Annotated in this window: 16 protein-coding genes; 4 read left to right on the top strand and 12 right to left on the bottom strand. The window is 72.3% G+C overall.

All coding sequences use genetic code 11. The annotated features are described in order from the left end of the window. Window positions 1-3: 3 nt before the first annotated feature. Together AC1DPN_RS13685 and AC1DPN_RS13680 are read right to left on the bottom strand one after the other, a co-directional pair. Window positions 4-1,803, bottom strand: a complete 1,800-nt coding sequence (locus AC1DPN_RS13685; RefSeq protein WP_477085311.1) for an ABC transporter ATP-binding protein — start codon at window positions 1,801-1,803, stop codon at window positions 4-6. Further along, window positions 1,800-3,605: an ABC transporter ATP-binding protein gene (locus tag AC1DPN_RS13680; RefSeq protein ID WP_477085470.1), complete on the bottom strand. Its 1,806-nt coding sequence runs from the start codon at window positions 3,603-3,605 to the stop codon at window positions 1,800-1,802. The genes AC1DPN_RS13685 and AC1DPN_RS13680 overlap by 4 nt, the downstream gene beginning before the upstream one ends. Before the next feature lie 191 nt (window positions 3,606-3,796). Between AC1DPN_RS13680 and AC1DPN_RS13675 the strand changes: the two genes are divergently transcribed. Continuing rightward, on the top strand, window positions 3,797-4,441 hold the full coding sequence (locus AC1DPN_RS13675; protein WP_477085310.1) for a TIGR03085 family metal-binding protein: 645 nt from the start codon (window positions 3,797-3,799) through the stop codon (window positions 4,439-4,441). Here AC1DPN_RS13675 and AC1DPN_RS13670 read toward each other — a convergent pair whose 3' ends face one another. The 5 genes from AC1DPN_RS13670 to AC1DPN_RS13650 all read right to left on the bottom strand — a co-directional run bounded on the left by AC1DPN_RS13670 (window position 4,442) and on the right by AC1DPN_RS13650 (window position 8,594). Beyond that, window positions 4,442-5,329, bottom strand: coding sequence for an FKBP-type peptidyl-prolyl cis-trans isomerase (locus AC1DPN_RS13670; RefSeq protein ID WP_477085309.1), 888 nt, complete (start codon window positions 5,327-5,329; stop codon window positions 4,442-4,444). Between the two features lie 145 nt (window positions 5,330-5,474). Then, window positions 5,475-6,836 carry a Pup--protein ligase gene (gene pafA / locus AC1DPN_RS13665; RefSeq protein WP_477085308.1) on the bottom strand — a complete coding sequence of 454 codons (1,362 nt, stop codon included), beginning with the start codon at window positions 6,834-6,836 and terminating at the stop codon, window positions 5,475-5,477. A 35-nt stretch (window positions 6,837-6,871) separates the two neighbouring features. After that, on the bottom strand, window positions 6,872-7,567 hold the full coding sequence (prcA, locus tag AC1DPN_RS13660; RefSeq protein ID WP_477085307.1) for a proteasome subunit alpha: 696 nt from the start codon (window positions 7,565-7,567) through the stop codon (window positions 6,872-6,874). Beyond that, window positions 7,564-8,400, bottom strand: a complete 837-nt coding sequence (prcB, locus tag AC1DPN_RS13655) for a proteasome subunit beta (RefSeq protein WP_477085306.1) — start codon at window positions 8,398-8,400, stop codon at window positions 7,564-7,566. Before prcB ends, prcA begins: the two co-directional genes overlap by 4 nt. After that, a complete protein-coding gene (locus AC1DPN_RS13650) occupies window positions 8,397-8,594 on the bottom strand; it encodes a ubiquitin-like protein Pup (protein WP_477085305.1) in 198 nt (65 codons plus the stop codon). The genes prcB and AC1DPN_RS13650 overlap by 4 nt, the downstream gene beginning before the upstream one ends. 254 nt (window positions 8,595-8,848) lie before the next feature. Here AC1DPN_RS13650 and AC1DPN_RS13645 point away from each other — a divergent pair, with 254 nt between their 5' ends. Beyond that, entirely contained in the window at window positions 8,849-12,487 is a 3,639-nt protein-coding gene (locus tag AC1DPN_RS13645; protein WP_477085304.1) for an SCO7613 C-terminal domain-containing membrane protein, read from the top strand. Between the two features lie 2 nt (window positions 12,488-12,489). Here the strand turns inward: AC1DPN_RS13645 and dop are convergent, their stop codons facing one another. The 4 genes from dop to AC1DPN_RS13625 all read right to left on the bottom strand — a co-directional run bounded on the left by dop (window position 12,490) and on the right by AC1DPN_RS13625 (window position 18,103). After that, window positions 12,490-14,097 carry a depupylase/deamidase Dop gene (gene dop / locus AC1DPN_RS13640; protein WP_477085303.1) on the bottom strand — a complete coding sequence of 536 codons (1,608 nt, stop codon included), beginning with the start codon at window positions 14,095-14,097 and terminating at the stop codon, window positions 12,490-12,492. Window positions 14,098-14,143: 46 nt separating this feature from the next. After that, window positions 14,144-15,778, bottom strand: coding sequence for a proteasome ATPase (gene arc, locus AC1DPN_RS13635; protein ID WP_477085302.1), 1,635 nt, complete (start codon window positions 15,776-15,778; stop codon window positions 14,144-14,146). Window positions 15,779-15,944: 166 nt separating this feature from the next. Then, complete coding sequence (locus AC1DPN_RS13630; protein ID WP_477085301.1) at window positions 15,945-16,955, bottom strand: tRNA (adenine-N1)-methyltransferase; 1,011 nt, start codon at window positions 16,953-16,955, stop codon at window positions 15,945-15,947. Window positions 16,956-16,966: 11 nt separating this feature from the next. Beyond that, window positions 16,967-18,103 carry a site-2 protease family protein gene (locus tag AC1DPN_RS13625; protein WP_477085300.1) on the bottom strand — a complete coding sequence of 379 codons (1,137 nt, stop codon included), beginning with the start codon at window positions 18,101-18,103 and terminating at the stop codon, window positions 16,967-16,969. 148 nt (window positions 18,104-18,251) lie between these two features. Here AC1DPN_RS13625 and AC1DPN_RS13620 point away from each other — a divergent pair, with 148 nt between their 5' ends. After that, window positions 18,252-19,100 carry a RecB family exonuclease gene (locus AC1DPN_RS13620; protein WP_477085469.1) on the top strand — a complete coding sequence of 283 codons (849 nt, stop codon included), beginning with the start codon at window positions 18,252-18,254 and terminating at the stop codon, window positions 19,098-19,100. Window positions 19,101-19,102: 2 nt separating this feature from the next. On the opposite strand, the gene AC1DPN_RS13615 is transcribed toward AC1DPN_RS13620, so the two are convergent. Continuing rightward, on the bottom strand, window positions 19,103-19,777 hold the full coding sequence (locus tag AC1DPN_RS13615) for an HAD family hydrolase (protein WP_477085299.1): 675 nt from the start codon (window positions 19,775-19,777) through the stop codon (window positions 19,103-19,105). Between the two features lie 101 nt (window positions 19,778-19,878). Here AC1DPN_RS13615 and AC1DPN_RS13610 point away from each other — a divergent pair, with 101 nt between their 5' ends. Next, window positions 19,879-20,733 carry a PAC2 family protein gene (locus AC1DPN_RS13610; RefSeq protein ID WP_477085298.1) on the top strand — a complete coding sequence of 285 codons (855 nt, stop codon included), beginning with the start codon at window positions 19,879-19,881 and terminating at the stop codon, window positions 20,731-20,733. Window positions 20,734-20,740: the final 7 nt, after the last annotated feature.

Genomic DNA, 20,740 nt, shown 5'->3' with positions numbered 1-20,740 from the left:
TCCTCAGCGGGTCTGCGACACCCATGCGGCGTGCAGAGCCGCGTAGTGCCCCTCGCGCGCGACCAGGTCGTCGTGGTGCCCGATCTCGACCACGCGCCCCGCGTCGACGACGACCACGGCGTCGGCAGCCTCCGCCGTGGACAGCCGGTGCGCGATCGTGACGGTGCTGCGCCCCCGTGTGAGCGAGTCGAGGGCCCGCGCGATCCGCACCTCGGTCGCCGGGTCGACCGCCGAGGTCGCCTCGTCGAGCAGGAGCAGGTCGGCGTCGGCCAGGTACGCACGCGCCAGTGCCACGAGCTGCCGCTCACCTGCCGACAACGACTCACCGCGCTGCCCGACGGACGTGCCCAGCCCCGCCGCGAGGTCGTCGACCCAGTCCGCGAGCCCGAGGGCCTCGACCGCCTCCCGGACGCGCGCGTCGTGTGCCGGGGCGGTCTCGGCGTCGTCGTCGGAACGCAGCCCGTAGGCGATGTTCTCCGCGAGCGTCCCGTCGAACAGGAACCCCTCCTGCGGGACGAGCACGATGCGGCGGCGCAGCTGGTCCACCGGGATGTCGCGCAGGTCCACACCGTCGAGCAGCACGGCGCCCGACGTGGGGTCCATGAACCGGGCGACGAGCTTGGCGATCGTGGTCTTGCCCGAACCCGTCGCGCCGACGACCGCGACGGACGTCCCGGACGGGACCGAGACGTCGATGTCCACCAGGACCGGAGGGCCGTCCGGGTAGTGGTAGGCGACGTCGCGCAGCTCGAGCGTCGCCGGCCCGCGGGGGCTCGGCACGCCGTCGTCGCCGGCGTCGACCACCTCGACGGGTGTCTCGAGCACTCCGAGCACCCGACGCCAGCCCGCGACGGCGTTCTGCAGCTCGTTGAGCACCTCGGTCGCCATCTGGACCGGGCCGGTGAACAGCTGGACGAGGAACAGGAAGGCGAGCAGCTTGCCCACCGACATCTCCCCCGCGACGCCCAGGTACGTCCCGGCGACGACGACGACCGCGAGCACGAGGTTCGCGACCAGCACGCCGCTGGAGAACACGACGCCCACCAGGTTCTGCGCGCGCACCATCGCGGTACGCGTCGCGCGGACCGAATCGTCGATCCGGCGCTGCGTACGCTCCCCGACCCCGTACGCCCGGATCGTCTCGGCTCCGACGACCGCCTCGGAGATCGAGCCGAGCATCGCCCCGACGCGCTCCCGGACGACCGTGTACCGCACGTTGACGCGCTTCTGGAGCGGACGCAGCGCGAGGAAGAGCGGCACGAAGCCCGCCCAGACGATCAGGGTCAGCTGCCAGGAGTAGACGGCCATGAGGACCGTCGCGACGCCGATCTGCAGCACCGAGACGAGCAGCATGATCCCGCCCCACTGAACGAACAGAGAGATCGTGTCGACGTCCGAGGTCACGCGCGAGACGAGCGAGCCGCGCCGCTCGGTGTTCTGCGTGAGGACCGAGAGGTCGTGCACGTGCCGGAACGCCTGGGTACGCAACATGAGCAGCCCGCTCTCGCTCGACCGGAACAGGCGGACGTTGACGTACCCCGAGCAGACGGCACCGATGAGCAGGCCGACCGCGGCGATGCTCGTGAGGGTGACGACGCGCTGCACGTCCGGTCCGCCCGGCGCGAGGATCCCGGTGTCCACGGTCTGCTGGACCGCGATCGGGACCAGGACGCGACCGAGCGACGCGATCACGGCCAGCAGGAGCGTGATCCTCCAGCCGGTGACCAGCTGCGGGGAGACCGCGAGGCCGCGTCGCAGAGTGGCCAGGACGCCGAGCGAGCTCGCGGGAGCCATCGCGCTCATGCCGGGTCCTCCACGAACGACTCGACGACCGCGTCCAGGGCCAGCTCGTCGGCGGACTCGGCGGCCCGGCGCGCCGTCTCCTGCTCGTAGGCGGTCGCCAGCTCGCGGTACCCCGGGTCGCGGGCGAGCAGCTGCTCGTGCGTGCCGCGGTCCACCACCCGACCGCCCTCGACGTGCACGACCTCGTCCGCGAGCAGCACCGACGACATCCGGTAGGCGACCAGGAGGACCGTCGGGCCGCCGTCCCCGCGCAGCCCGCGCAGGATCGCCTGCTCGATGCGCGGGTCGACCGCCGAGGTCGCGTCGTCGAGCACGAGCACGGCCGGTCGACGCACGAGCGCCCGCGCCAGGGCCAGCCGCTGCCGCTGACCGCCGGACAGGTTGGCGCCGCGCTCCCCCAGCCTGGCGTCCAGGCCGCCGGGCAGGGCGTGGACCACGTCGTCGACGCGCGCCACGCGCAGGGCGGACCAGACCGCGTCGTCGTCCGGGCCGCCGGGCTCGTCGACGTCCGCGAGGGTCACGTTGCCCCGCACCGTGTCCTCGAACACGAAGGTGGACTGCGAGACGAGGGCGACGTGCCGGGCGAGGTCGGACGGAGCCAGGTCTCGCAGGTCCACGCCGTCGACGAGCACCGTGCCGCTCGTCGGGTCGCTGAGCCTGCTCACGAGCGAGACGAGCGTGGTCTTGCCCGCACCCGTCGGCCCGACGATCGCGACGGTCCGGCCAGGCGCGACGTCGAGCCGCACGTCGCGAAGCAGCGCCAGCTCTCCTCCGCCGGGCAGGTCGACCGACAGTCCGACGTCGCGCAGCTCGACCCGTGCGCCGCCACCCGCAGGCGTCCACGGCCGGTCGCCGGGCGGCAGCGCGCTGCGGGCGTCGAGCACCCGCGAGATCCGGTCGTAGCCGACGAGCGCACGAGGGACCTCGCCGAGCACCCAGCCGAACGCCCGGACGGGGATGGCGAGGAGGGTCAGCAGGTAGGCGGCCGCGACGACGTCGCCGGTCTCGATGTTCCCGGCGCTGACCTGCACCGTCCCGACGACGAGCACGAGGAGCGTGCCCAGGCCGGGCAGGACGTCGATCACCGGGTCGAAGAGCGCCCGCACGACGCCGACGCGGACGTTCGCGTCGCGCAGCTGCTCGGCACGACGCGCGAACCGTGCCTCCTCGCGTGCCGCCGTGCCCAACGACGTGACCAGCACTGCGGCCTCGAAGCTCTCGTGCGCGATGTCGGCGACGTCCGCGCGGAGCTGCTGGGCGCGGATGGCCGCCGGGGACATCCGGCGCTGGAACACCAGGTTCGCGACGACCGCCAGCGGCAGGACGACGAGAGCCGCCAGCGCGAGCCACACGTCGGTCCGGAACAGAGCCACAGCGGCCACGACGAGCATCACCGCGACACCCAGCGCGAACGGCAGGGGGTTGAAGATGTTCGTGGCCGCCTCGACGTCGGCGCTCGCGTTCGACAGCAGCTGGCCGGTGGGGTGCCGGCGGTGCCAGCTCATCGGCAGGTGCAGGTACTGGCGGGTGACGCCCGTGCGGTGGTCCTCCTGGATCAGGGCGAAGCCGCGGCCCGCGAAGACGCGGCGGAGCGCGACGGTGACCGCGAGCGAGACGGCGACGAGGGCGATGGCCGCCCCAGCCCACCAGATGTTCGCCTGCGCGTCCGTGTCACCGGCGATCGCGGGGACCACCACCTGGTCGGTGATCGTGCCCAGCACCCGGCTGACTCCGACCGTCAGGACGCCGAACGCGCCTGCCGTGCCCACAGCGACCAGGTACGTGCCGGGATGGGACCGCATCCCGCGCCAGATGAGCTGCGTCGCACGGCGCGGCACCGAACCGGTGAGCGCCGTCGATCGCTGTGGGGCGGCTTGCGTGGGCACGACAGGACCTTCCGTGGCGCAGGTGGGGATGCCAACAAGTTTCTCACGGGCCGGACAAGCGCTCCGTTCGCGACGACCTGCCAACCCGGTCCGTGCGAGCATGCGACATGCCTTGGCACACGATCGAGCGCGAGCAGCTGTCCGAGGCCCTCAGCGCCGTCGCACCCGACGCCCCCACTCTGTGCGAGGGCTGGCAGGCCCGCCACCTCGCGGCGCACATCGTGCTGCGCGAGCGTGACCCGTTGGTCGGGCTCGCGCTCGTCGTGCCGGCCCTGTCCGGTCGGGCCGAGTCGGCGATCGACCGGCTGGCCGACCGGTCGGCCACGCCCGGGGCCTACCAGGACCTCGTGGACCGCGTCGCAGCCGGACCTCCGAAGCTCCACCCCATCGCGTGGGCGCAGGAGCTCGTCAACCTGGTCGAGCTGTTCGTGCACACCGAGGACGTGCGTCGTGGAGCCGGCTCGAGCTCGCCCCGGACGTTGGATCCTGACCATGAGCAGGCCCTCTGGGCGGCGCTGCTCGGGCGCGGCGGCACACGGCTGCGGCAGGTGCGTCCGGGCGTGATCCTCGTGAGGCCCGACGGGGTCCGGCACCTCCTGCACCGCGCTCGTGACGAACGCGGCTCGGTCGTCGTCCACGGCGAGGTGGGCGAGCTCGCGCTCTACCTGTTCGGGCGGGGCGCGGCGGCCGACGTCGAGCTCCAGGGCGCCGAGGACGATCTCGCCGAGCTGGGCGCGGCACTCCCCGTCTGATCAGCCTGCGGCAGGCTCAGGACGGCGTGTGTCGAGGATGTCCACGACGAAGACGACGGTCTGGCCGGACAGCTCCTCGCTGTCCGTGACGCCGAGCGCATACGTCGGCGGCACGACGAGCATCACCTGGCTGCCGACCGGCTGGTCGACCAGCCCGTCGGCCCACGCCTGGACGTCCTGCAGCGAGAAGGACACGGGCAGTCCGTCGTGCGACCACGTGGAGTCGAACGACTCGCCGGACGTCCACGCGAAGCCCGTGTACTGGACCGTCACGATGTCGTCGGCCTCGACCTGGTCTCCGGCGCCCCGGACGAGCGGCTGGGCGACGAGCGTCGAGGGTGGCTCGGTCCCCGTCGGGGTGATCGACGGCGCCCCGGAGGCGTCGAGCGTGACCGCCGGGAGGCTCGACAGCGGCGGGACCGCTTCTCCGGACGCGCGCGTCGGGAGCACGTCGATCACCGTCACGGTCGGGTAGTCCGTGGCGCCCGTGCCGCTGCCGGGGCTGACCTGGAGCATCCGTGCCCCGACGTTCTGGCCCTGGAGCGTCTGGTAGAGGTCCTTGCCCAGGTCGACCTCGGTGAGCAGGAGCGCGGTGGGCTTGCTCGAGTAGCTCTCCTTGACCAGCGACGCGTCGGTCGCGTCCTCTAGCCAGAAGTCGATGAGGACCGCCTGCCCGTCGACGAGCTCCGGACCGGTCCCCGGCCAGATCTGCTCGGTGTCCGTCGATCCGACCTCGAGTGGCGTGAGGTACGTGATCGTCGGCGCGGAACCCGGCTCGCCGGTGACCGTGACCTCGGGCTTCGTGGTCTCCGGGGTGCTGCAACCGCCGACCGCGAGGAGGGTGAGCGCGAGCGCGGCCATGGCGGCCAGGGCGCGCAGTCGTCGCACGGTCGGTCCTCCTCGATGCGGGCAGATCAGGTGCTGTTCACAGACAGGCTCGGCGTTGCCCGGACGGATCCGGCCGACGCACCGGGACACTGTACGGTCACCGGCTGTTGATCCAGGACTGTTCCGGCAGTCCCTCACACGCCCGTCACATCGACTCGATGAGCCGATCCACCCGCTCGTCGACGCTGCGGAACGGGTCCTTGCACAGCACGGTCCGCTGCGCCTGGTCGTTGAGCTTGAGGTGCACCCAGTCGACCGTGTAGTCGCGACGGGCATCCTGCGCGGCGCGCACGAAGTCGCCCCGCAGCTTCGCCCGGGTGGTCTGCGGAGGCACCGCGGTGGCCTCGAAGATCTCGAGGTCGGTGGTGACCCGCTCGACCATGCCGCGTGCCGCGAGCAGGTTGTAGAGGCCCTCCGTGCGCGAGATGTCGTGGTACGCGAGATCCAGGCGCTGCACCCGCACGTCCGACAGCTCCAGGTTGTGCTTGGCCTGGTAGCGCTCGATGAGCTTGTACTTGATGACCCAGTCGAGCTCGCGCTCCACGAGCGACAGGTCACCGGTCCGCAGCGCGCGCAGCCCGCGCTCCCACAGGTCGAGCACCTGCTTGTTCTCCGGAGTCGGCCCGCCCTCACCGGCCAGGAAGTCGGTGACCCGCGTCAGGTACTCCTCCTGCAGGTCCACCGCCGTGACGGTGCGACCGTTCGCCATCGTGATCGGGTGCATGCCCGTCATGTCGTGGCTGATCTCGCGGATCGCCCGGATCGGGTTCTCCAGCGTCATCTCCCGCATGGGGACGCCCGCCTCGATCATGCGCAGCAGCAGGTCGGTCGCGCCGACCTTGAGCATGGTCGTCGTCTCCGACATCGACGAGTCGCCCACGATCACGTGCAGGCGGCGGTAGTGCTCGGCGTCCGCGTGCGGCTCGTCGCGCGTGTTGATGATCGGCCGCGAGCGCGTGGTGGCGCTCGAGACGGCCTCCCAGATGTGGTCGGCGCGCTGCGACAGGCAGTAGACCGCACCGCGCGGGGTCGTCAGCACCTTGCCGGCACCCGTGAGGATCTGCCGCGTGATGAGGAAGGGCACCAGCACGTCGGACAGCCGCGAGAAGTCACCCTGCCGCCGCACGAGATAGTTCTCGTGGCAGCCGTAGGAGTTGCCTGCCGAGTCGGTGTTGTTCTTGAACAGGTGGATCGTGCCGGGCAGTCCCTCGTGCTCGAGCCTCTGCTGGGCATCGGCGACGAGGCCCTCCAGGATGCGCTCGCCGGCCCGGTCGTGCGTGACCAGCTGCCGGACGTCGTCGCACTCCGCGGTCGCGTACTCCGGGTGCGAGCCGACGTCGAGGTAGAGCCGCGACCCGTTGCGCAGGAACACGTTGGACGAACGGCCCCAGGCCACGACCTTGCGGAAGAGGTAGCGCGCGACCTCGTCGGCCGACAGCCCACGCCCGTCCTGGGCGGCGCACGTCACGCCGTACTCGGTCTCCAGGCCGAAGATCCGCCTGTCCATCGCTGTTCCTCCTTCGAGTCGTGCCGTGCCACCTGTCAGTCGAGCAGGTCCTCCAGCAAGGGGCCCGCCAACCGACGGAACGTGCGCCGCGGTCGCGTCCGGTCCAGCACAGCGACCTCCAGCTGCGCGGCGGGGATGACTCGCTGCTCACCGCTCTCGTCCGCCGGTGACCCCAGCGTCCGGACGGCGAGCGCCAGGACCTCGGGCAGAGACATCCCTGCACGCCAGTCCTCGGCGACGACAGCGCCGAGGCGCTCGGCCTGACCCCCCATGACGACGTACCCGTGCTCGTCGGTCACGGACCCGTCGTAGGCGAGCCGGTAGATCTGGTCGCCCGCAGCCGCTCGGCCGACCTCGGCGACGACGATCTCGACCTCGAGCGGCTTGGACTCCGTCGTGAACACGGTGCCGAGCGTCTGCGCGTACGCGTTGGCCAGACCCCGGACGCTCACGTCCTCGCGGTCGTAGGAGTAGCCCCGCAGGTCCGCGTAGCGCACGCCGGCGACCCGGAGGTTCTCGAACTCGTTGTACTTGCCGACGGCCGCGAAGCCGATCCGGTCGTAGATCTCCGAGATCTTGTGCAGCGCGCGCGACGCGTTCTCGGTCGCGAACGCGATGCCGTCGTCGTACTGCAGGACCACGACCGACCGCCCGCGGGCGATGCCCTTGCGCGCGTAGTCGGCCCGGTCCTTCATGAGCTGCTCGGGCGAGACGTAGAACGGCATGCTCATCGCTGGCCACCTCCCCGCGCGCGGTGGGCTCCTCGTCGCTGCTCCTCGACCGTCTCGACGATCGCGCTCAGCTCCTCGTCGGACACCCGTAGGTAGCCGGCTTCCGTGACCGTCGCGACGACGGGCCAGATGCCCCGCGTACGGTCGGGGCCGCCCGTCGCGGAGTCGTCGTCGGCGGCGTCCCAGAGGGCCTCGACCGCGACCCGGACCGCACCGGCGGCGTCCAGGTCGTGCTTCCACGTCTTCTTCAGCGAGCCGCGCGCGAACACGGAGCCCGAGCCCACCGCGTGGTGGTCGTGCTCCTCGTAGCGGCCGCCCGTGACGTCGTACGAGAAGATCCGCCCGGTGCGCTTGTCGAGGTCGTAGCCCCCGAACAGCGGCACCACGGCCAAGCCCTGCATCGCGAGGCCGAGGTTGCCCCGGATCATCGTCGCCAGGCGGTTCGCCTTGCCGTCGAGCGAGAGCAGCGAGCCCTCGATCTTCTCGTAGTGCTCGAGCTCGAGCTGGAACAGCCGGACGAGCTCGATGGCGAGACCGGCCGTGCCGGCGATGCCGACCGCCGAGTACTCGTCGGCCGGGAACACCTTCTCGATGTCGCGGCTCGCGATCATCGAGCCCATCGTCGCGCGGCGGTCGCCCGCCATGACGATGCCGCCGTCGAACGTCAGGGAGACGATCGTGGTGCCGTGCGGCGCCTGCAGCTCCCCGGTGGGGCGGCTGCCGGGCAGCAGGTGCGGTGCGTGGCTGGACAGGAACTCCACGAACGACGACGAGCCGGGCGTCGTGAACGCGTGCGGCAGCCGCCCGGAGGCGGACGTGTCGTACTGGTTCACTGGCCGCCTTTCTGGACGAACCCGCGCACGAACTGCTCCGCGTTGGACTCCAGGACGTCGTCGATCTCGTCGAGCAGGGCGTCGACGTCCGCGTCTCGGGACTGCGCGCTGGGCGTCGCGGGGGTAGGTGTCTCGGGCGCGTCGCCCGGTTCCTCGTCCTCGCGACGAGGGCGTACCTGATCCTGACCAGCCATCGTGACCTCCCGGTGTGCCAGCTGACGTCCTGACCTCCACCCTAGGCCCATCCTCGGCCCGGCCCGGCCCGGACGCCCGCGGTACGGACGGTCCGGCGCGGCGCACCGTGCCGCCCGCGGGCGAGGCCACCGCCTGCTGATGCCGGTGCCTGCGTGTCGTGCGACGGGCAGCACGCAGGACCGGACGAGGGAAGGTTCTCCACAGATCAGCGATTGGTGCGTCACCGGGTTCGCGGCGCTGCCATCATCGCCGCATGACGGAGCCCGAGATCCACCTGACCTCCGAGATGGCTCGTGCCCGGCGCATCCTGCTCGACACCGCGGCGTGCCCGTCCTGCGGCAGCCCGATCGCCACGACGACCTGTGGGACGTGCTGGATCGACCTGTCGGGCGACGCGGGCGCACAGATCTGGCAGGCGTCGCTCGACGCGGTGGCCGCGATCGAGGCGCGCGCGGTGCTCGCCGCCCGGGTGCGCGTGGCCGCCGTACCCCACGCCCGGGTCGCCGTCACACCTCCGCCCGTGCCCGCCGGATTCCCGGCGGACTCGGGTAGCCGTGCTCCGCGCCCGGCACCCGCACCCGTGACCTTTGCCCCGGCTGTCCCTCCGCGGTGGACCGCACCTGCGCCGGTCGGCCCGCCGCGCCCGCCGTTGCGCGTGCAGTCGGTGCTCCAGATCCTCGGTGTCGCGCTCCTCGCGGTCGCGAGCCTGGTGTTCCTCGTCTTCAGCTGGGACGTCATGGACGTCGGCCAGCGCGGCCTCGTCATCGCGGTCGGGACCGTCGGCGTCCTCGTACTGGCACCCGTCCTCGAACGTCGCGAGCTCGAGGGGTCCGCCCAGGCCGTGGGCGTGCTCGGCGCGGTCCTCGTCGTCCTCGACGCCTGGGCCGTCTACGCCATCGGTCTGGCCCCGGGTCCCGACCCCGGTGTCTACGCCGCCGTCGCCTGTCTCGCGTGCGCCGCCCTGCTCGGCGCGTACGGAAGCCGGACGGGGATCCGGGCGGGAACCGTCACCGCCACGCTGCTGGCTCCCCTCGCCCCGCTGATGCTCCTCGGCCACGTCCGCTCCGTGGCGGAGGCTGCCGCCCTGCTGCTCGGCGTCACCGTGATCGCGACCCTTCGTTTCGTCCCGCAGATGCGCCGGCTCGACCGGTCCGCGGAGCGCGGTGTGCTCGACGTCGCGGCGGTCTTCGGCGTCACGCTCGCCTGGATCGTCGCGGTCGTCGCAATCGTCACGACGGTCGGAGACGGCGACGTCTGGTCGGGGATCGCCGTCCTGCTGGTCGGCGCCGTGCTCAACCTCGCCCAGGCCGTCCTGGCCGCTCGCGCGGCGCACGCAGCCGACCGCCGCCCGGTCGCAGGCTGGTTCTGGGCAGTCGGGTTCGGCATCTTCGGCGTGACCGCAGCGGCGGCCGTCTCGGTGGTTCTCGGTCTGGACGCCGTCGTGCTCCCCGTCGTGCTCGCCGTCGCAGGCGTACTCGCCGTGTCCCGGTGGCCGCGGGGCAGGCCGGGACGCACTCTCGCCGCGCAGGCGACCGATGCGGCGACGCTCACCACCCTCGTCATCGGCCTGTCGACCCTCGCGCAGCTCGCCGCTCTGGGCGGGTCCGCGATCACTCACCCCGGCGAGGCGACCTGGGATGAGGCGGCGAGCGTCCTCGGCGGGTCCGCCGCACTGGTCGTCCTCCTCACCGTGGTCGCCCGCTGGCGCCGTGGACCGGCTCGCCGGGTCGCCCGGCACGTGGCTGCCCCGCTGGCCGGCGTCCTCGCAATCGTCGCCGGCGCCGTTGCCGGAGGCGAGTCGGCGAACGCGACGCTGCTCGGTGTCAGCCTCGCGTCGGGGGTCGCCGGCCTCCTGCGCCTCGGCTGGCTGCGCCGGTACCTGCGGGCCACCGCGACGCTCGGTCTGGTCGCGGCGCTGCTCGCGAGTGCGGGGCAGCCGTGGTGGCTCGGTGGCGTCCTGGCGGCGAGCACGGCGCTCGCGTACTCGGCCCGATGGTGGGGCGGTACCGAGACGTCCCGCGCCGTCTCGACGTTCGCGACCGCCGTCCTCGGGTGGGCGGCGCTGGCCCAGCTGCTGACCGCCGGTGAGGTCGCCGAACCCTTGGCCGTCGCCGCAGCTCTCGCCGTCGCGATCCTGACCGTGGTGGCCCTGTGGGTCGCGTCGGGCGCGCTCGATCGGCACACGGCGCTCGCCGTCGGCGGTGTTGTCGGCGCCGTGACATGGGCCGTCAGCGCGACGTCGGCGCCGGCCGTCGCCGGGCCCGCGGTCGTCCTCGGCTTCACGGTGTCCCTGGCCGTGCTCGGCGTCGCGGTGCGCGGTCGCGGGCGCCTGACGACCACGGTCCTCGTCGCCGCCACCGCAGCGGTCGCACCGTCGACAGCGCTGGCCCTGGCGACGGCGAACCAGCTGGCGGGACGGCCCGACGCCGTCGCGACCTGCCTGCTCGTCGTGACCATCGGCGGCATCGCCGCCGTGGCCGCGGGCTCCCTGCCAGCCGCACTCGTCCGACGGGCACCGCTCGAGCTCTCCGGGTGGGGCGTCGTCGTCGCGGGCGTCCTGGCCTCCGGTGCACACAGCGCCTCGACCGCGGCACTCGCGTTCGTCCTCGCAGCCCTCGTCGCGGCGGCATGCTCGGTCCGACCGGACCGACGCGTCGAGCTCTGGGTCGCGCTCGGGATGCTCGTGGCGGCGTCGTGGTGCGCGCTCACGGTTCAGGACGTCGGCGTGCCCGAGGCATACCTCGCGCCGCTCGGCGTCACCCTCGCGATCGTCGGAGGGTTCCGCTGGTGGCGCGGTGGACCGCAGGCGGCCGTCCTGCTCGGCAGCGGGCTCGCGCTCGCCACCGTCCCGACCGCCGTGATCGCCGACCCGCTCAGGCTCGGGAGCACGAGCCTCGACCGCACCGTGCTCGCCACGGTGGCATCAGCGGTCCTCGTCCTGACGTCGCTGGTCGTCGTGCGGCGCCGGTCGACCCCGCACACCACGGGCGTCGACCCTGTGCTGGCCCTGGCGGCGGTCGGCGGCCTCCTCGCCCTGCTCGGGCCGGCGCGACAGGCGGTCGTCCTGGCGAGGGAGAGCTGGACCGAGCCGCAGCCCCCGATCGAGCTGTGGGCGCTGCCCGCTGCGGCGCTGCTGGCCGGGGCGTGCGTCGGCTGGTTGCTCGCCCGACCCGGCCGGGACGCCGTCGTCCGCCGCGGCGCGCCGTGGGTCGTCATGGTCGTCGCCACCCTGCCCGGGCTGCTGGCACATGACGACGGCGCGCTCGGCATCGTGCGGATCTGCGTCGCCGCGGCACTGGGCACGTACCTCGGGGCTCGCGGTGTCGCTGGGCTGGCCGCGCTGCCCGGAGAGCGTGTCGCGCGCTGGTCACCGTTGCCGGCGGACTTTCTGGGTCTCGGCGCGATGCTGCTCGTCGCCGGCACCGTCGCCGCCTTGAACCGCGACTCGCCGGTCCCCGCAGACGCAGTCGTCCTCGTCGTCTTCGGTCTGCCCGCACTGCTCGTCGGCGGAGTGCGGATGCGTGCGTTCCCCCAGACCCCGACCTGGACCGCCCTGGGCCCGGGCCTCGCCGGAGCGCTCGCGGCGCCGACGCTCGTCACCCTGATCGCGAGCGACGGATGGCGGGTGGGCTGGGTGCTCGCGGGCGGGATCGTCGCCGTCTGGGCGGGTGCCGCGCGTCGCTGGCAGGCACCGTTCCTGGTCGGTTCGTCGGCACTCGTGGTCGAGGTGGTCCTGCAGCTCGCACCCGTGACGCGCCAGGCGATCGGCGGGCTCGGCTGGTGGGTCGTCCTCGCCGTGGGCGGCGCCGCCCTGCTCGGGCTCGGCCTGACCTACGAGCGGCGCCTTCGGGACGCCAAGGAGGCCGTCCGGTACGTCAGCGAGATGAGCTGACGTCAGGCGCCGAGCGCCTCGAGGAGTGCTGCCGCGTCCGGGCTCGCGTCCAGGAGGCCCTCCACGTGCGCAGCAGTACCGCGTAGCGGGTCGCGCATGGGGACCCGCTGCAACGTCGCCGCCCCCGCGACGTCGAACACCACCGAGTCCCAGCTCGCCGCCGAGATCTCCGTGCCGTACCGGGCGACGGCCTCGCCGCGGAAGTAGGCGCGCGTGTCACGGGGCGGGTGCAGGACCGCCTCGGACACCTGCTCGGGCGTCACCAGCAGCTCGACCGCGCCGGCGCTGACCAACCGGTGGTAGAGCCCCCGCTCAGGCCGCACGTCGGACCACTGGAGGTCCATCGCCGCGAGCCGTGGGTGGTCCCAGGCGAGATGGTCACGCCGGCGCATGCCCTCGAGGAGCCTCAGCTTGGCCAGCCACTCGACCTCACGGGCACAGCTCGCCGGGTCGGTCGCGAGCCGGTCGAGGACGGACGCCCAACGCTCCAGGACGTCGGCGCTCTGCTCGTCCAGCTCGTCACCCGAGAACGACAGCGCGGTGCGGACGGCACGCAGGTACTCGCCCTGGATCTCGAGAGCGGTCAGCCGTCGACCGTCCACGAGCTCGATCCGCGCGGTCAGGGTCAGGTCGTGGCTGACCGTGTGGACCGCCTGCACCGGGTCGCGCAGCGTCAGACGGTCGATGATCGCGAGAGCACCCCCGGCTCCCCCGTCCGTGACGGCGCGCTCGATGAGCCACAGCACGAGCGACGTGGTGCCCAGGCGCAGGTACGTGGAGACCTCGAGCATCGTCGCGTCGCCGATGATGACGTGCAGCCGGCGCCACCGGTCCGGGTCCGCGTGCGGCTCGTCGCGCGTGTTGATGATCGGGCGCCGAAGGGTCGTCTCGAGGCCGATCTCGGCCTCCATGTAGTCGGCACGCTGGGCCAGCTGGAAGCCCGCCACCTCGCCACGCTGACCAAGCCCGACGCGACCGGCGCCGGTGAACACCTGCCGCGTGACGAAGAACGGGATGAGGCGCGCCGCGAGGTCGTTGAACGGCACCGCCCGGTCCACCAGGTAGTTCTCGTGCATCCCGTAGGTGGCACCCTTGCCGTCCACGTTGTTCTTGTAGAGCGCGACGTCCGGCAGCGCCTGCGTGGAGGCGAGCGCGCGCACCGAGGCGAGCATCACCCGCTCCCCGGCGCGGTCCCAGCGCACCGCGTCGAGCGGGTTGGTGACCTCGGGGGACGAGTACTCCGGGTGCGCGTGGTCGACGTACAGGCGAGCGCCGTTGGTGAGGATGACGTTGGCGGCGCCCGGGTCCTCGTAGTCGTCGGTCGAGGCACGCGGGAGGGCCTGCGGTCCGTCGCCCGAGGGTGCCGGGACCTCGGGGTCGTCCGTCAGCAACGAGGGGTGGGCCGACGCCCGCTGCAGGTGGAACCCTCGGGCGTCGTGCAGCGGGTCCTCGTCGTCGTAGTCCCACCGGGCGCGCGTGCGGGCACCCTCCCGGGCCGCCGCGTGAACCGCGACGACGTGCGAGGAGAGCAGCATCGGGTTGGCCATCGGGCGTCCGGGCTGGAGGATCCCGTACTCGGTCTCGATCCCCATCACGCGGCGCACAGTCACGGGACCACCCTAGGGTCGCCCCGCAACTGTGCTCGCCGGTGTCCGCCTACAGGTACTGACCGGTGCTCGTGACCGTCTCGATGGTGCGCGAGCCCTCGGCACCCTTCTTGCCCTGCACGATCGTCCGGATGAAGACGATGCGCTCGCCCTTCTTCCCGGAGATGCGGGCCCAGTCGTCGGGGTTGGTCGTGTTCGGCAGGTCCTCGTTCTCACGGAACTCGTCGACGCACGCGGTGAGCAGGTGCTCGACCCGGATGCCGCGCGTCCCGCTGGACAGGAAGTCCTTGATCGCCGACTTCTTGGCCCGGTCGACGACGTTCTGGATCATCGCGCCCGAGTTGAAGTCCTTGAAGTACAGGACCTCCTTGTCGCCGCTCGCGTAGGTGACCTCCAGGAACCGGTTCTCTTCGCTCTCGGTGTACATCCGCTCGACGACCCGGCTGATCATCGCGTCGACGGCCTCGCTGGGCGACCCACCGTGCTCGGAGAGGTCGTCCGGGTGGATCGGCAGGCTCGGCACCAGGTACTTCGCGAAGATCTCGCGCGCACCCTCGGCGTCGGGCCGTTCGATCTTGATCTTCACGTCCAGGCGGCCGGGCCGCAGGATGGCCGGGTCGATCATGTCCTCACGGTTCGAGGCGCCGATGACGATGACGTTCTCGAGCCGCTCGACGCCGTCGATCTCGCTCAGCAGCTGCGGAACGATCGTCGTCTCGACGTCGCTGGACACGCCCGTCCCACGGGTCCGGAACAGCGACTCCATCTCGTCGAAGAACACGACGACGGGGTGCCCCTGCGACGCCTTCTCGCGGGCCCGGGCGAAGATGAGCCGGATGTGCCGCTCGGTCTCGCCGACGTACTTGTTGAGCAGCTCCGGACCCTTGACGTTCAGGAAGAAGCTCTTCGTGTCGGCGGTGTCCTCGCCGCGCGCAGCCGCTGCGGTGGCCGCCAGCGAGTGCGCGACGGCCTTGGCGATGAGCGTCTTGCCACATCCGGGCGGTCCGTACAGCAGGACGCCCTTGGGTGGCTTGAGACCGTGCTCGCGGAACAGCTCGGGGTGAAGGAACGGCAGCTCGACGGCATCGCGGATCGCCTCGATCTGCGGTCCGAGGCCGCCGATGTCCTTGTAGTCGATGTCCGGGACCTCTTCGAGCACCAGGTCCTCGACCTCGGCGCGCGGGATGACCTCGAACACGAACCCGCTGCGGGAGTCGATGGTCAGGGCGTCGCCGACGCGCACGTGTGCGTCCCGGACCTGACCGGCGAAGCGGACGACCCGCTCCTCGTCACCGCGACCCACGACGAGCGCACGGTCGGTGCCGAGCAGCTCCTTGACGGTGACGATCTCGCCGACCTCCTCGTACCCGCCCGCCTCGACGACCGTGAGCGCCTCGTTCAGCATGACCTCCTGGCCGGGGCGCAGCTTCGTGACGTCGAGCGAGGGGCTGGCGCCCACGTGCATCTTGCGGCCGGCCGAGATGATGTCGACGGTGCCGTCGTCGCGCGATCCGAGGAACGTCGCGTAGGTGCCCGGAGGCTTGGCCAGGTCGTCCACCTGGCGCTTGAGGTCGATGATCTGCTCACGTGCGGCCACGAGTGCGTCGCTGAGGCGCTCGTTCTTGGCCGCCAGGACACTCATCTCTCGGTGCAGGTCCCGCCCAGGGGCTGCCGGATCGGTCATGTCGTCGGCCTCCGTTCCGCTTGCGCGTGTCAGTCTCCGTCTCCATCCTGCACCGCGTTGTGCCTGCTGGTCCGACGACCTTAGTCACACGAGTCAAACGTCGGGGGCGCGACGCGACGAACTGTTGCCGGTTCGTCACCTTCGCCGGCGCACTCCCCAGGGCACGTCAGGGGGTGGGCGCCTGGCCGACGTCGCGGCGCGCACGGCGCAGCTTCTTGTCGCTCACGGCACGCTCCCCCATGGCCTCCGGCGACCACAGCTCGGCGTCGTCGACGGCCGGCGCACCGTCCGCCGCGACGGGGTAAGCGCCCTTGGCGGGTCGTCGCCGACGCTGCGGGGCGTCGACTCCGTCCGCGAGCCGACGGGTCGTGAGCAGGAAGCCGGTGTGGCCGATCATGCGGTGCTGCGGCCGGACCGCGAGACCTTCGAGGTGCCAGCCGCGCACCATCGACTCCCAGGCCTCAGGCTCCGTGTAGCGGCCGTCAGAGCGGATGTCCTCGGCCAGTCGCGAGAGCTGGGTCGTCGTCGCGACGTACGAGATGAAGACCCCACCGGGCGCGAGGGCCTCGGCGACGGCCTCGAGGTTCTCCCACGGGGCCAGCATGTCGAGGACGACGCGGTCGATGCTGCCGGGCTCGGCGACCGTCGGCAGAACGTCCGAGAGGTCTCCGACGGAGAGCTGCCACGCCGGGTGCGGGCCACCGAAGAAGCCCTCGACGTTGCCGCGGGCGATCGCGGCGAAGTCCTCGCGGCGCTCGATCGAGTGCAGCGAGCCGCCATCACCGACGGCACGCAGGAGCGACATCGTGAGGGCGCCCGAGCCGACGCCGGCCTCGATCACGCGTGCGCCGGGGTAGATGTCGGCCATGGCGACGATCTGGCCCGAGTCCTTGGGGTAGACCACGGCCGCGCCGCGCGGCATCGACAGCACGTAGTCGGCCAGCAGAGGCCGCACCGCGAGGTACTCGATGCCCGAGGTGTTGCGTACGACGGTGCCCTCGGGAGCGCCCAGCAGCGAGTCGTGGGTGAGGTAGCCGCGGTGCGTGTGGAACGACCCGCCCTCGGCGAGAGTGATCGTGTGCAGCCGGCCGCGCGGGTCGGTGAGCTGCACGCGGTCGCCCGCACGGAAGGGACCGCGGCGTTGCGCGGCACCGGTGGACGTCTGGTCGGGGTTCACGGTCCCCGAGTCTAGGAGCGGATGGCGGCGACGACGTCCATCGCGCGGATCAGCCCGACCACCTTGCCGTCGACGAGCGCGGCCACGACCGGCGAGCTCCGGGTCGCCTCACCCACGGCCCCGACGAGCGCCTGGCCCTCCAGCCGGCCGTCGACGGTCGCACCGCCTGGCAACGGGATGGCGACGGCGGTCACCGGCGTCGTGCCCGCGGCTTCGGCCGGGACGGAGGCAGCCGCAGCTCGGTCGACGTACGCCGCGGGGCGCCCGTCGGGCGACAGGATCACCACCTCCTCGACACCTGCGGCAGCCGCGACGGCGCCGGCGTGGGCTATCGAGTCGGTGTGGCCGACGCCGACCGCGGGACGCCCGATCGAGGCGAGGGTGAGCTTCTGCACGGCCTTCTGCGTGCGTCCGCCGCGGACCGCTGCGGACGCCCCCGACCACAGGAACGCACCGATCAGCGCGGCCCAGATCACGTCGCTGAAGGCGGGTTGCCGGCCGTCGAGGAGGGGGACGACCAGCGCCCAGGCGAGCACACCGACGGCGACCACACGACCGGCCCAGCCCGCGACGACGGTGCCGGTGTGCCGGTTCTTGGTGATCCCCCAGACAGCCGCCTCGAGCACCCAGCCACCGTCCAGCGGCAGGCCGGGGATCAGGTTGAAGGCCCCCAGGAACCCGTTGGAGACGGCGCCCGACCAGAGCAGCAGGCCGCCGACGCTGTCCGTCCCCACCCGGGCCGCCAGGAAGGCGAACGCCGCTGCGAGGAGCAGGTTGGAGATGGGTCCCACGATCGCGACCAGGATGCTGGTCAGCGGTGTCGGCGAGACGCCACCGAAGCTCGTGTGCCCGCCCCACAGGGTGAGGACGAACTCACGGGGCTGCTGACCGCGTGCGCGCGCCATGAGGCCGTGCGCGAGCTCGTGCACGAGCACGGAGGCGAACAGCAGCAGGACGAAGCCGAAGGCGACGACGTAGTTGCGCGGGCCGACGTCGCCGCCGAGCCACCGGCGCACGCTCGGGGCGATGAACAGGGTCAGCACGATCGCCGCGAGCACCCAGCTCGGCGCCACGATGATCGGGGCGCCGGCGACGCGACCGATCACCCAGCCCGAGGACCGGCGCTCTGTACGTCCGCTGTTGCTCACTGGCTTAGCGTAGGTGTGCGTCGGTCCGTGCCCGTGTCGGTGGCGGCGCCTACTGTCGAGACGTGACCTCTTCCAGCAGCAACCGGTGCGTTCCGTGACCAGTGACGCGCTCACCGCCGACGAGGCGGTCGAGGAGGTCGTGGAGGCGATGGTCGAGGGCGCCCGGCCGCCGTCGCGTCCCGGGCTCTCACCCTCCCGCGCCAACGACTTCCTGCAGTGCCCGCAGATGTTCCGCTTCCGGGTGATCGACCGCCTGCCCGAGCCGCCGAGCCCGGCGGCCGCCCGCGGGACGCTGGTGCACGCGGTCCTGGAGCACCTGTTCGACCTCCCGGCCGTCGAGCGCACGATCGAGGCCGCGACCGCGCTGCTGCCCGTCCAGTGGGAGATGCTCCTGGAGCGTGACCCGTCGATCGGCGAGCTGTTCGCCGAGCCCGCCGACATCGCCGAGTGGTTGACGAGCGCCGAGGCGCTGCTGGCGACGTACTTCACGCTCGAGGACCCGACGCGGCTCGAGCCTCGCGAGCGCGAGCTCATGGTCTCCACCGACCTGGACGAGGGCGGTCCGCAGCTGCGCGGGATCATCGACCGTGTCGACGTCGCGCCGAACGGCTGGGTGCGCGTCGTGGACTACAAGACCGGCCGTTCGCCCCGGGCCGGCTTCGAGAGCTCGGCCCTGTTCCAGATGAGGTTCTACGCGTACGTCATCTGGCGCACCCGCGGCGTCCTGCCCAAGCGGCTGCAGCTCGAGTACCTCGGCGACGGAGTCGTGCTCACGCACGAGCCGTCGGAGTCCGAGATGGCCACGATCGAAGCCCGCGTGCGGTCGATCTGGGGCGGCATCGAGGACGCGGCGCGGTCGGGCGACTGGCGGCCGCGGCCCTCGAAGCTGTGCGACTGGTGCTCGTTCAAGGCGCTGTGCCCCGCGTTCGGCGGGACGCCGCCCGAGGTGCCCGCCGGCGCCGTCGAGCGTTCGATCGGGGTCGTGCCGGCGGCGTGACCTCAGCCGGCGACGCGCAGGTCGAGCACGTCACCGTCGGCCACCCGCAGCAGGTCGGCCAGCGTGACGTCAGCGAGCGAGCCGATCCTGCTCAGGCCCGGTCGAGACCCGACTGCGTGGTGCACCTCGACGGCGATGGTCCGCGCACCTGAGGCGACGGCCGAGGCGATGCCCGATCGCGAGTCCTCGACCGCGATGGTCGACCCGATCTCGACGCCGAGGCGCTGCGCAGCGAGAACGTACGGCTCCGGGTCGGGCTTCGGGCGGCTCACCTCGTCGCCGCTGACCACGGCGTCGAACAGGCCGACTGCCGCCGCGAACGGGTCCGCGAGCACCGCGAACGACGACGTGACCAGCGCCATCGGGATGCCCGCGGCGTGCACGGCCTGCAGGAGCTCCTGGGCTCCCGGCTGCCACGGGATCCCCGCGGCGACACCGGACGCGACGCGCTGGTTGAGGAAGTCGATGATCTCGTCGTGCGGCAGGTCGACCCCCCGGGCGGCGAGGGTCTGGGCACCCACGATCATCGGGCTGCCCACCATCGCCAGCCCGTCCTCGTGCGTCCAGACACCGCCGTGCGCCTCGACGAGCTCCGTCTCGGCGGCGATCCAGAACGGCTCGGTGTCGATGAGGGTGCCGTCCATGTCCCACAGGACTGCGGCCAGGTGCTGATTCACCGAGCCATCGTACGAGCGGCGCCGGACCCTCCCCGACGCGCGCCGACGCTTCCGCCCGTCATGAACGCTGCCGAGCGGCTGAGTACACCTACTCTGGGCTGATGAGCTCGCCTGCCGCGGACCTACCCGCCACCGAGACGGTCCTGCTCGCGGCGTTCGAGGGCTGGAACGACGCGGGGTCGGCCGCGACCCAGGCGCTGGAGCACCTGCACGAGGTCTGGGACGCCGAGCACGTGGACGAGCTCGACCCGGAGGAATACCACGACTTCCAGGTGAACCGGCCGATCGTCGGCCCCGGACCGGATGGTCGGCGCGAGATCACCTGGCCCACCACCGCTGTCGCCGTAGCGACCGCACCCGTCAGCGGGCGGCGCGTGGTCCTGGTGCACGGCATCGAGCCGTCGATGCGGTGGCGTCGGTACTGCACCGAGCTGCTCGACATCGCCGCCGGTCTCGGGGTCACCACGGTGGTCACGCTCGGCGCCCTGCTCGCCGACGTGCCGCACACCCGACCGATCCCCGTGAACGCCACGAGCGAGGACCCCGAGGTTCGCGAGCGCTTCGGGCTGGAACCCAACACCTACGAGGGCCCGACCGGCATCGTGGGCGTCCTGCAGCACGAGGCCGCCGCGCGGGGCATGCGTTCGCTCTCGTTGTGGGCCGCCGTCCCGCACTACGTCGCGCACCCGCCGTCGCCCAAGGCCACGCTCGCGCTCCTGCACCGCCTCGAGCAGCTGCTGGGCGAGCCCGTGCCGCTCGAGGAGCTGCCCGACGACGCGGCCGCGTGGCAGCACGGCGTCGACGAGCTGGCCGCGGAGGACTCCGAGATCGGCGAGTACGTGCAGCAGCTCGAGGAGGCCAAGGACACCGCGGACCTCCCCGAGGCCAGCGGTGAGGCGATCGCGCAGGAGTTCGAGCGCTACCTGCGACGCCGCGACAAGGGCACGGGCGGCTGACCCGAAC

Source organism: Cellulomonas sp. P4_H4 (assembly GCF_056400865.1).
This window is presented reverse-complemented; position numbering and strand designations above follow the sequence as displayed.

Excerpts from the sequence above, each read along its gene's own strand:
- AC1DPN_RS13685 (WP_477085311.1), bottom strand. The coding sequence starts at position 1,803 with ATGAGCGCGATGGCTCCCGCGAGCTCGCTCGGCGTCCTGGCCACTCTG.
- AC1DPN_RS13680 (WP_477085470.1), bottom strand. The coding sequence starts at position 3,605 with ATGCGGTCCCATCCCGGCACGTACCTGGTCGCTGTGGGCACGGCAGGC.
- AC1DPN_RS13675 (WP_477085310.1), top strand. The coding sequence starts at position 3,797 with ATGCCTTGGCACACGATCGAGCGCGAGCAGCTGTCCGAGGCCCTCAGC.
- pafA (WP_477085308.1), bottom strand. The coding sequence starts at position 6,836 with ATGGACAGGCGGATCTTCGGCCTGGAGACCGAGTACGGCGTGACGTGC.
- prcA (WP_477085307.1), bottom strand. The coding sequence starts at position 7,567 with ATGAGCATGCCGTTCTACGTCTCGCCCGAGCAGCTCATGAAGGACCGG.
- AC1DPN_RS13650 (WP_477085305.1), bottom strand. The coding sequence starts at position 8,594 with ATGGCTGGTCAGGATCAGGTACGCCCTCGTCGCGAGGACGAGGAACCG.
- AC1DPN_RS13645 (WP_477085304.1), top strand. The coding sequence starts at position 8,849 with ATGACGGAGCCCGAGATCCACCTGACCTCCGAGATGGCTCGTGCCCGG.
- arc (WP_477085302.1), bottom strand. The coding sequence starts at position 15,778 with ATGACCGATCCGGCAGCCCCTGGGCGGGACCTGCACCGAGAGATGAGT.
- AC1DPN_RS13620 (WP_477085469.1), top strand. The coding sequence starts at position 18,252 with ATGGTCGAGGGCGCCCGGCCGCCGTCGCGTCCCGGGCTCTCACCCTCC.
- AC1DPN_RS13610 (WP_477085298.1), top strand. The coding sequence starts at position 19,879 with ATGAGCTCGCCTGCCGCGGACCTACCCGCCACCGAGACGGTCCTGCTC.